At 62.8% G+C, this 11,478-nt stretch carries 5 protein-coding genes; 2 read left to right on the top strand and 3 right to left on the bottom strand.

All coding sequences use genetic code 11. The features are described 5' to 3' along the window. Together BV071_RS07055 and BV071_RS32615 are read right to left on the bottom strand one after the other, a co-directional pair. The coding region (locus tag BV071_RS07055) for a hypothetical protein (RefSeq protein ID WP_265594164.1) at nt 1-2,196 on the bottom strand (2,196 nt) is incomplete at its 3' end. A gap of 174 nt (nt 2,197-2,370) precedes the next feature. After that, entirely contained in the window at nt 2,371-5,151 is a 2,781-nt protein-coding gene (locus BV071_RS32615; protein WP_052573007.1) for a PQQ-dependent sugar dehydrogenase, read from the bottom strand. A gap of 187 nt (nt 5,152-5,338) precedes the next feature. Between BV071_RS32615 and BV071_RS07045 the strand changes: the two genes are divergently transcribed. Beyond that, nucleotides 5,339-5,986 (top strand): hypothetical protein, encoded by a 648-nt coding sequence (locus BV071_RS07045; RefSeq protein ID WP_035604130.1) that lies wholly within the window; start codon nt 5,339-5,341, stop codon nt 5,984-5,986. A 2-nt stretch (nt 5,987-5,988) separates the two neighbouring features. On the opposite strand, the gene BV071_RS07040 is transcribed toward BV071_RS07045, so the two are convergent. Continuing rightward, nucleotides 5,989-6,807 carry a glycoside hydrolase family 16 protein gene (locus BV071_RS07040; RefSeq protein ID WP_035604128.1) on the bottom strand — a complete coding sequence of 273 codons (819 nt, stop codon included), beginning with the start codon at nt 6,805-6,807 and terminating at the stop codon, nt 5,989-5,991. 244 nt (nt 6,808-7,051) lie between these two features. Here BV071_RS07040 and BV071_RS07035 point away from each other — a divergent pair. Continuing rightward, a partial coding sequence (locus tag BV071_RS07035) for an alpha-2-macroglobulin family protein (RefSeq protein ID WP_052573006.1) occupies nt 7,052-11,478 on the top strand: 4,427 nt, incomplete at its 3' end.

The raw sequence follows: 11,478 nt of genomic DNA, 5'->3' as shown, positions 1-11,478 counted from the left end.
GACGGTGTTGATGTCCTTGATCTTGGTCGTCGCATGCGAGTGCATCGCCATCGCGTTGATGGTCTTGCCGTCCTTCGGATAGGTGATGCTGCCGCTGGCGTCCATCAGGTAGTCCTTCAGGCCGTTGGCGGACTCGTAGTCCATCTCGATCACGCTGGAGGAGACCAGGGTCGCGCTGCCGGTCGGCTTGGCGAAGATCTCGATCGTGAACTTGTTCTTGCTGAGCGCCTCGACGCTCAAGGGTGAGAACTTGAGCGAGAACTCGTCCGTGGCCTTGGCACCGATGCAGCCGCCGCGGCCCATGTTGACGCTGCCCTCGGTCTCCTGGTCGGTTAGGCGCAGGCCCTTGTAGGAGGGATTGAACCAGTCGAGGTCGAAGCCGATGCCATCGCCGCGCCAGCCGGGCAGGCCGTCGATGGTCAGGGTGCGGGTCGCGCCCGAGCCGCTGTCCCAGTCGGAGAAGGTGCGGTTGCTGTATTCGTCCTTCCAGGTGCGGTTCGGATCGATGTACGGCGAGAACATCATCACCTCGCCCGGCATCAGCCGGAAGGTGGTCGAGCCGACCGAGGGCGAGGCGGCGGTGCCACCGTTGGTGCGCAGGGTCATGCCGAAGCGCTTGGCCAGGCTACCGGTCTCCGACTGCTGGTAGAACATGGTGTCGAGCGGTGCCGGCTCCTTGGTCTGGGCCGTGCCGTTGCGATAGACCTGCAAGGCGAAGGGCACGTTGCCGAAGACCACCTTCAGTTCGTTGAACTCAAGCGCGACGTTGTAGGGATTGTGGAGCGTGACCACCGGCGTGTAGAGCAGGTGCAGGAGGTAGTCGTAGGACGAGCCCGCGAAGTTCTTGCCCCAGGGGCCGTGGAGTTCGGCGTTGGATTCGTCGGTCTTGGTGCCGGGGATCTTCGGGGTGGTATCGCTGACCTTCGGGTAGTTGTAGATGTCGCGGGTCAGCAGGCTGAAGACGACCTGGACCTTGGCGACGGTCGGCATCAGCACCAGGCCCGGCGGCGGATTCTTCTGGGTGGTGCCGGTGGCGCCGCTATTGGGATCAGAGCCCTGCGCGGCCTTCCAGCCGCTGGGAATCTGCGATTTGAGGAGCGGGGATCCCGCCAGGCTGGTGAGCCTGCTGGTGTTCTTGTAGAGCTGCGCGAGCTGCTGCAGCGATTCCCAGCGCGGGTCGGATGGACCGGTGGTGCCGAGGCGCGAGTTGTAGACGTTCTTGCCCGCATAGACGGAAGGTAGCGCGCTCGAGTTGGCCAGCAGGTTGAAGTCTTCCTTCAAGCCGCCGGTGGCGACATCGGTGAAAATGCCGACCGAGTAGGGCGTGACGTCATGGCCCAAAGCCTTGAGCGAATCCCTGGTGCCGGAGGCGAGGGTCGTCGCGGCCAGCCCGTAGTTGAGGCGGGTGAGGCCCTTCTCCACCGTGGCGAAGTCCGGCGAACCCTGCACGAAGAAGGAGCGCTTGAGATCTTCCAGCGCTTTGATTGAGGACACATTCGGCCGGACGCCGGCACCGAGCTGCGCGGTCTGCATCGCCTTCGAGTTCGCTTCTTCCACGAAGGGGGTGTTGATGCGGACCTTCACGCCCTCGTCCATCACTGCCCAGGCGAAGGCCCCGTCGCTGGCACTGCCCTTGCTGTTCTTCGCTGCCAGCTCGATCCGCGAGGCCCGCACGATGTCGGTGTCGGGCACGGTATTGCCCAGCGAGCCCTTGCCCCACAGCGTCACGGGGTTCTTCGGCTCCTTCGAAGCGAAATCGACATCGGCCCGTTCCGAACCCTTGCCGCTGGATGCCAGCCAGCCGAGGAACTTCTTGTCGCGCGCGGACTTCTCATATTCCGCGGCCGAGGGCGGGCTGGCCGGCTTGATCTCCCACGACTTCCACACCCCGGTCAGGCGCGGGTTGGCGATCTTGCCGTCGTCGCGGATGTCGGCCCGCGCGGTGACCCGCTGGTCCGGCCCCCCCTTCTTCTGCAGCTCGCCCAGTGCGAGCATCAGGCCCATCCGGGCATTGGCCTGCGCGATTGCCAGCGCCTCACCCTGGCCGGTGGCGCGCAACGAGACCGTCGAGAGCGAGAGCAAACCGACCGCGAGGATGGTGAGCAGGACCATCAGCGACAGGCTGATCACCAGCGCGAAGCCGCGCTGTCGGGAGACACGTCGCCCCTTGGTTCGAACAGGGAATTTGGGTTTCATGGGTTCGGGAGACCAATCCACCGAGCCGGGTTAGACCCTAGGCTTGGCATGTGATTACTATGTGGACTCCCGTCCCGCCGCGAAATGCGGCTTTGTGCAAAAGGAATTGAATCGAGTGAGGGAGGCGAGGGCCTATCTCACATACGTTTCTTGGGGTGTTCTTTCCTGACTACTCTATTTGCCTGCGCTCGCTTTGATCCATTGGCTCAACACCTCTAGCGCCGTCTTATCCACCACAGTCCGCCCCACCGGCGGCATCTGTTGGCCCAAGGTGCTCGAACTCATGCGCAGATGCATCATCGACGTGGCGGGATCTCCCGGCGTTACCACCTTCACGTTGGCGATCCCCATCGATTCGCGTAGCTCGCGGTTGATGATATTCTGTTTCGCAAGAGGTGTATCGAAGCGGGCATCCCATAGGGCACCCGTACCGTTGGGCCGGTGACAGGACGAACAATTCGCATCCAGGTAAGAGCGAACACGTTCTTCTAACGGAGCTGCGGCATCATCGATCTTCACCGTGTGAGCATAACCCTTGATCGCGCTTTCATCGACGCCGGGGCTGAACATCTGCAGGTAGTTCCAAGTGCGAAGCTGGTTGTCACTGCGGCCACCGGCGTAGACCTGTGTCCCATTGAGCTGGCGTGTCTTGGGTCCGAGAACAAAACCTGCATTCGGCGTGTGGCACATGAAGCACAGCCCGCGAGCGGGATAGCTCCAAGTCTGCTCCCGGTTGGCACCGGAGGCATCGGTGATCTTCAGCACCTCTTCCTGTCCACCGGCATCGACCAAGTCTGCATCGCTCTGGTCAGCACGCCAGCGATAGGTCGCGCCGTAACCGAAGCTACCGCTGCCATCCAGCACCAGCACCCGGGTCTCAAGCCGTCGCCGTGCATTGCTGGCCGGATTCGTCACCATCTCGAAGTGCTGGATAAAGACCGTGCCACCCGGCCATTGATACTCCCCGGTAGGAGAGAAACCGATCCGCGCGGACTCCGGCAGTGCCACCCAACGCTGCACCTCGGCATTGTCGGTCCACGATGGCGCATTCAGCGAGTAGGGGATGATGCCTGCTCTAGCAGTCAGCTTTTTGTCCGTGAAAATCCCGGTGGCCGAGAGGGTAGGGGGCAGGCCCTCCGCCTCGGTGGCGGGCAGCTTCAAACCACTCACTGGAGGACGGGTGTCCAAGCCATAGGGAGTATTGCCACTAACCTCGATCTTGGCGTTCGCCACTCCGCTATCGGCGACGCCGTTGCGCTGGGCGATTGCCTTGATTGTCTGTCCTGCACTGATCTGGAAGGGCTCCTTGTAAACCGTGGAGCTGGCGTCGGGATCCTTGCCATCGGTGGTGAAGCGCAGCGTCGCACTTGGCACCGGGCTTGAAATCCTCACCCACACCGGACCGCTGAAGCTACCCGCAGGCGGCGTGATCGTTGGAGCTTCCAACTGCTCGTCGACATCGAAGGCGGCGCTGCTTACCGTCCCTAGGCTGCCGCTGCTGGCGCGAAGCTTGTAGCCGCGGCCAGGCTTGGCGATCGCCAGCGAAGAGAAGTTCGCCACGCCCTTGACGGCGTCCACCTTGGTCGTGCCAGCCAGTGTTGCGGGGGCATTGCCATCCAGCGTCAGGCTGATCGTGTTGTTGGCCGAGCTGACCGTATTGCCGGTGGCATCCTGAAGCGCCACCGTCACCGTGCCGAGCGGACTGCCGACATGGGTATTCGTCGGCTGCTGGATCACCGCAAGTTGGGTCGCCTGGCCGCCGCCGGTCCAGCGCACCCGCCAAAGGGAGCCGTTGCTGCTGGAGCTGTTGGATTCGTCCGAGCCGCCGGGCTTGCCCGCACGCTCGATGTACCAGAGCGCCCCGTCCGGCGCGACCTCCACATCGATCGGCCGGTCGATCTTCGTCGCGAAGTCATAACGGGTCTCCGGCTTCGCGGGATCGATCGCCTTGATCCAGCCCTTGTAGTCCGAGAAGAAGAATCTGCCGGTGTATTCAGGAGGAAAGGCATCCGCACCGGGCTTGGCAGGATTGTAGAAGTCCCCGCTGCACAGCGCCACGCCATCACCGCGGCCGTGGTCATAGGCATAGGTCGGCGCGCGGTAGCCGGGAGGCTGCGGTTGGTTCTTCGGCGGGCCATCGATATTGGGCCAGCCGTAGTTCACGGCCAGCGGCGCAGCGGCAGAGTCGTAGGCTTCGATCTGCTCGTAGTTTGCCCCCACCATGCACACATAGAGCAGCCCCGTATTGCGCTGGGCTGCGATGCTGAAAGGGTTGCGCAGGCCGAGCGCAACGATCGCCCGGTTCTGGTCCTTGAATTCCTGATAGTGGGGATTGTCCTTGGGGATCGAGCCGTCCTTGTTGATCCGCAGCAGCTTCCCTAACAGATTGCTGTTGTCCTGCGCGTAGCCGCCATTGGCGTTCTCGCCGGTGCTGACGTAAAGCTTGCCGTCCTTCCCGAAGGCCAAGCCGCCGCCGTTGTGCCAGCCGGTCTTCGAGAGCGGGTTAAGCTCGAGGATGACTTGCTCGCTCTTCGGGTCGGCCACATTGCCCTTCAGGGTGAAACGGCTCACGCGGTTGTTGCTGGACTCGTGCTTCGTGTCCTTCGGGTCGCGGTTCAGCGTGTAGTAGATATAGATCCAGCCATTGCGCGCGAAATCCGGATCGAAGCAGACGCTGAGCAAGCCACGCTCATTCCAAGCGTCGATCTTCGCGGAGAGATCCAGCACCGGTGCCGGCAGCATCGCGCCATCGGCCACCACCCGCAGAAGGCCGTGCTTCTCGCACAGGAGCAAGCGCCCGTCGGGGGCGAAAGTCATCGTCGTGGGATTCAGGTCCTTGGCGATCTGCGTCTCGGCAAAGCCCGTCGGCAGGCTCGCCGCATCGACCGAGGCCCCGCCCGCAAGCGGCAAGAGGGCGGCAAGCAGCGGGAGGAAGGGGCGTGGCAGGGTTCCCATTTGCAATGGTAGGAAGCGGGTTCCGGATGGCCCTGCAAGGCATTTCCCCGTCGGCTACCCGAGTGAGTGGGCGCGGCTTTTTAGCTGGCCTCGCGTCAGGTGGCTGGATCCTGAATGACCTGAAATGCTGGATTACCCGCATATATCTTGACCCTGCTTCCGCGCCTGATAGTGCCATCGGGCAATCATGAAAAAAGCCCTCTTGCTTGCCGGTTCCGCAGCGCTCCTCTCGCAGTGCGCTCCCTCCACCACTTCGACGGTTTCGGTCGATCGCTACGCTGAGCTTTCCAACCGTGCCACCAAGGAGCCGCGGCACTATGCCATCAGCGTCGAGTTCCATGAGGGCAAAGGCAAGGGGGTGGTGGTGAAGGCCCCGGTACAGACTGTCCGCCCTGGCAAGGAAGCAAGCTTCGCGATGCAGCGCGAATTCGTCTACCCGGCAGCCTACCAACTTGCCGAGCTCACCCCGAAGCTGACCATGAAAATCTCGAGCTCGTCCTTTCCCGTCTCGCCCGCAACTCCCACCGCTTTCACGCGACGCGATCTCGGCTACCGCGCCGTCCTCACCGCCAAGCCGCAAGGGGGCTTCGTGGTGGTACAAGGTAGCATCAGCCACGAGAAGTTCGTCGGCTTCAGCCGGGCTCCAGGTGAAGCGATCTCGCCGATCGTTGATGCCTCGAGCAAAGTCGTGCTGACCGAAAACCGCGTGGAGATGCCGAATTTCGTGCGTAGTGAAACGCCGGTCTTCATCTCCGGCTTGCCCGGCGTGCCGCACGTGATCGATCTGCCAGGCATTCCCGGCAGCGCGACCGTGACGGTGGTGCCGGTGGACTGAAGTCAGCTCGCCTTCTCCCACACCTTCACCCAGTCGATCTCCATCCGCTGAGGATAGACCTTGGGATCAGGCTCCTTGCCCCAGGTCCCACCGACCGCGACATTCAGTAGCAAGTAGAAGGACTTGTGGAAGGGATTGGCATCGCCACTGCCGGCGACAGAGAGGTCGACCGTCTTGTAGGGCTTGTCGTCGAAGAGGAAGCTGAGGCTCTTCTGATTCCACTCCACGCCATAGACATGAAACTTGTCGTGGAGTGAATCGTCCTTGGTCGTGCCACCGGCGGACTGGTGCTTGTCCGTGCCCGGGGTAGGGAAGTGCAGGGTACCGTGCACGACTCCGGGCTCGTGACTAACGAACTCCATGATGTCGATCTCGCCGCAGAGCGGCCAGCGGACCGGACCGCGGTTGTCGCCGAGCATCCAGATCGCCGGCCAAATGCCTTTGCCAGACGGCAGCTTGGCGCGGACCTCGATCTTGCCGTATTTCATGCTCCGCAGGCCCTTGGTAATGAGGCAGGCGGAAGTGTATTCGGCATTGCGGCGCGACTTCTGCCAATCCTTGGATCCTTCCACGAAGGCGGGATTCGGGAAGCTCTCCTTGCGCGCCTCGATGATCAGGTTCCCGCCGCTCACGCGGGCATTTTCCTTTCGCTTCTCGGTGTAGAATTGGAGTTCCTGATTCCTCACGAAGCCCTTCTCACAGGTCCAGTTGGCCGGATCCGGCAGGCCGGGGCGGTCGAAGTCATCGGACCACGCCAGCTTCCAGTCCCCGGCGCGTGCGGAAAAGGAAAGGGCGAGGAAAAGCAGGGTGGCAAATCTCATGTCGGGACATCCTGTGACAGCGGGTTCAGGGTTGGAAGTTGGCAGTTTTGCCCATGCCACACACCTGTTTGAATCGAGCCGAAAAGGTGCGGGGTTCCGGGCATTTCAACTCGGTCCTAAGAAATCTCGATTTCGGGTGTCACAATCCAGTGATCCGGTCTCAATTACTGCGGGTCGATGATCCTTTTTCCTCATGAATGCACTTCGATTTCTCGGGCGGGCTGTTTTGATAGGGATGCTAGCCATGGGTAGTTTGCACGCAGGACCGCGCGACGCGGAGTGGAAGAAAATCGAGGAGGCTCGCGGCAAGGATCAGCCGAAGATCGTGATCGAGCTGCTGACGGGCATCGAGAAGGCTGCCTTCGCCGACGGCTCATGGGCCGAGGGCACGCGGGCGCTGGCGAGTCGGATCGCGATGGAGGCGCAGATCGAAGGTCGCGCCGTGCCGATTAAAAATCTGGAGGCCGCGATCGACACCGGGCCGGAGCAGGCTCGTCCGGTGCTGCGGGCCTTGGCCGCACGCTGGCTGGCCGGCTACTACCGGATGAACCAGTGGCGCTTCATGCAGCGCAGCTCGACCGGCGAGGCGGTGGGGGAGGACCTGGAGACTTGGGATCTGGCGCGGATCTTGACGGAGATCGACAAACGCCTGCAGCGTTCGCTCACGGAGGCAGAGGCCCTGAAAAAGGTGCCCGCCAAGGACTTCGCCGAGCTGCTCCAGGAACCGGAGTTGGGAGACAATTTGCGGCCCACGATGTATGACTTCGTCGCCCATTCGGCATTGGAGTTCTATTCGGCCGAGGAAGTAGCGGTGTCGCGCCCGGAGGCGGCTTTTGACATCGCGCCGGAGTCAGCGGTCTTTGGTACCGCGGAAGAATTCATGGCGTGGAAGCCCGAAGCTGGGGATGGCACCTTGCCGAAGTACCGGGCGCTGAAGCTCTACCAGGACCTGATGAGCTTCCATCGCGCGGATGCGGAGAAGGAAGCTTTTCTAGTGGCTGATCTCGAGCGCTTGCGCTGGGCGGCGGATGCCGCGGCTGTGGAAGGCCGCGAGCCCCGCTTTGAGCAAGCATTGCGGCGTTTCATCGAAGTGAATGCCGCCAGTCCGGTGAGTGCCTGGGCGCGGGAGACGCTGGCGAATGTCTTGAGCGGTCGCAAGGAGACGAAGGCAGCCTACGAGATCCTCAAGGCCGGCGCGGCGGCCTTCCCGGCGCATCCTTTCGGCAAGTTCTGCGCGAACGGCATTAAGCTGTTGGAGCAACGCGAGCTGACGCTCACCACCGAGTCGCACTGGACTCCGGCCGGCGAGGTGATTGAGATCCATCATCGCAATCTCAAACACGTCTGGTTCCGCCTCTACTCGATCAAGTTCAGTCCCGGAGCTTCGACGATTCCCGAGGATCCCTTGCCAGAGAAGTTCGACATGGAGCCGGCGCGCGTCTGGGACAGCGAGCTGCCGGATCTTGGCGACTATCAGCAGAAGGTCACTGTCTTGAAGGCTCCCGTGGATCTGCCGCCTGGCTTCTATGTGCTGCGGGCCAGTGCGCGAGAGGACTTCAGCGAGAATGACAATGCCGTTGCGGTTGCGGGCGTCCATATCACGCCGCTCGCAGTAGTGGTGCGGGCATGGCGCGATGGTGGGCTGGAAGGCAGTGTGGTGGATGCCGTGAGCGGCGCACCGTTGGCTGGTGTGGATGTCAGCGTGTGGACCGAGCGCGAAGTGCTGCCGGGCGCGAACAAAGTAACGGGCAAGACCGATGCGGATGGCCGCTTCCAGCTCAAGGGCAAGTTCCAGAGCCGCTACTTGCTGTTGGCGGAGCGCGGGATGGAGCGGGCGGTTTCGCGCAACTATGCCTATAGTTACTGGGGTGAGGATCCGAAGCCGCAGCGCCTCAATATCTTCTTCACCGACCGCGCCCTCTATCGTCCCGGCCAGACCGTCCACTTCAAGGGCATCTCGTGCAGCATCGATACAATGAAGGGCAAGTATGCCACGGTACCCGACGAAACGAAGACCGTGATCCTGCGCGATCCCAACGGCAAGGAAGTCGCCAAGGTGGACGTGAAGACCAATGGGCGCGGCTCCTTCTCCGGCAGCTTCACGGCTCCCGAGGGCAGTGTGCTGGGCATGTGCAGCATCTGGGCGGGTGGCAGTGGACAGGCCAGCTTCCGGGTGGAGGAATACAAGCGGCCGAAGTTTTTCACGGAGGTCGCACCGCCCGCCGAAGCCGCAGCGTTGGGCAAGCTGGTCAAGGTCAAGGTCAAGGCCGAGGCCTATACCGGCGCTCCCGTCGATGGCGCGAAGGTGTCCTGGCGCGTGACCCGCATGGTGCGCTTGCCGATGTGGATCCGCTGGTGCTGGTGGTTCCCGCCCTACAGCCAGAACGCCGAGGAGATCGCCCATGGCGTTGCCGAGACCGATGCGGCTGGCTTCTACACCGTCGAGTTTATGGCCAAGCCGGATACCACGGTCCGTGAGGACGTCGAGCCGGTCTTCGATTTCCAGGTCACGGCGGATGTCACCGACACCGCGGGCGAAACCCGCTCCGCTACGCGCGGGGTCTCGGTGGCCTATACCACCCTGAAGGCGGACCTTCTAGCCGAGGAATGGCTGGAGGCCGGCAAGGAAGTCGAACTCAAGGTGCTGACCACGTCGCATGATGGTGAAGGGCGCGAGGCAACCGGCGTGCTCAAGATCCATCGCCTGAAGGAGCCCGCGGTGTGCCCGCGTCCGGATTCGCCGATGCGCCGTGGTCGCTGGGTGGATCCCGGTCAAGGCGACAATGATGTGAGCAATCCCGACAAGTGGGAGCCCGGCGAAGTCGTGGCCGAACTGCCGGTGACGACCGACAAGGAAGGCAAAGCCACTCTCAAGCGGGTGCTCGATGCGGGTGCTTACCGTTTGGTCTTCGAGACCAAGGACGCGAATGGCCGTCAGGTCCGGGCGATCCGGGGTATCGAGGTGGTGGCCCCGGCGGCAGGGGATTTCCCGACGATGATTCCTTTCTTTACCGCGTCGCCCGCATGGTCGGTGCAACCGGGTCAAGAGGCCCAGGTCTTCTGGGCCAGCGGCCACGAGAAGGCTCGTGCCTGCATCGAGTGGCAGTGCAAGGGCAAGCTGCTGAAGCGCGAATGGTCCACGGAAGGTAAGACCCAGCAGCTCTTCCGCCTCCCCGTGACGGAGGAATACCGCGGTGGGGTTTCGGTGACGGTGTGGCAGGTCGTGCAAAACCGCCTGCAGCAGTCGCAGCGGATCGTGGATGTGCCTTGGACGAACAAGGAACTGAAGCTGCGCTGGGAACATCTGGTCTCCAAGCTGGAGCCCGGCGCGAAGGATTCCTGGACCGCGGTGGTGGAAGGACCGGATGGCGAGGCTGCGGCGGCCGAGATGGTCGCGACGCTTTATGATGCTTCGCTGGATGCCTTCGCCCCGCACTGCTTCCAGACCCTGAGTGCGTGGATGCGGCATGAGTACAGCTACCAGCAGCCATGGCAGATCGGCAGCGCCGATCAGGCCTTCCAATGGCGCGCGCATTTCCCGCCGCTGGATCTCTTCACGGTGAGCAGACCCTTCCGGACCTTCCGGGATGAGTTGGAAATCTTCGGCGGTCTCCGGACTTATTACGGACGAGGAGTGGGACGAAGCCGCGGTTTTGGCTTCGGAGGCGGAAGCGGCGGCATGCTCCGCGAGGAGGCGAAGTCAGAGATGTATTTCGATTCCCTATCCGCAGACGCGGCTCCGATGGCTGGGAGAGAGATGACGAAGAACAAGGCGATGCGGCCTGCCGCTCTTGCCGCTGCTCCAGCCGAGGGCATGACCTTGAATACTGCCTTGGCGGATGGCGCTGCCGCCGGTGAGGACCGCGAGCAAGCCGGTGGCGCAAGGCCGGACCTGAACCAAGTGGCGGCGCGAGCCAATCTGCAAGAGACCGCCTTCTTCTTCCCCGACCTGACCAGCGATGCCGAGGGCCAGGTTCGGATGACCTTCACCATGCCGGAGGCGCTCACCAAGTGGCGCTTCATTGGCATGGCCCATGACAAGGAGATGCGCTCAGGCCTTCTGACGGGCGAGACGGTCACGGCCAAGGACCTGATGGTGCAGCCAAACCCGCCGCGTTTCCTACGCGAGGGCGATGAACTCTCCTTCACGGTTAAGATCACCAATACCAGCGACAAACCGCAAGCGGGCACCGCTCGCCTCAACCTGACGGATGCCGCCACGGAGGCGGATAAGAACGCGGCTCTTGGGGTCACCGCTCCCGAACAGGAGTTCAATGTGCCCGCCAAGGAAAGCCGGACCCTGAAGTGGAAGATCGCGGTGCCGGATGGCGCGGGCTTCCTACGCTACAAGGCGGTGGCCTCCTCCGGCACGGTGAGCGATGGTGAGGAAGGTTGGCTGCCGGTGATCCCACGGCGGATACTGGTCACCGAGTCCCTGGCACTGCCGATCCGCGATGCGGGCAAGAAGGACTTCAGCTTCGACAAACTGCTGCAGAGTGGCGGATCCAACACCTTGGAAAACCGCTTCCTGCACGTGCAGGTGGTCTCGCAACCGGCCTGGTATGCGGTGATGGCGCTGCCCTACCTGATGGAGTTCCCGCACGAGTGTGCGGAGCAGACCTTCAACCGCTACTACGCGAATGCCCTGGCGCGGGACATCGCGAACTCCGA

The organism is Haloferula sp. BvORR071, assembly GCF_000739615.1.
Taxonomy (GTDB): domain Bacteria; phylum Verrucomicrobiota; class Verrucomicrobiia; order Verrucomicrobiales; family Akkermansiaceae; genus Haloferula.
This window is presented reverse-complemented; position numbering and strand designations above follow the sequence as displayed.

What these genes read in the sequence shown, in the direction of transcription:
- BV071_RS32615 (WP_052573007.1), bottom strand. Translation starts at nt 5,151, where the DNA reads ATGGGAACCCTGCCACGCCCCTTCCTCCCGCTGCTTGCCGCCCTCTTG.
- BV071_RS07045 (WP_035604130.1), top strand. Translation starts at nt 5,339, where the DNA reads ATGAAAAAAGCCCTCTTGCTTGCCGGTTCCGCAGCGCTCCTCTCGCAG.
- BV071_RS07040 (WP_035604128.1), bottom strand. Translation starts at nt 6,807, where the DNA reads ATGAGATTTGCCACCCTGCTTTTCCTCGCCCTTTCCTTTTCCGCACGC.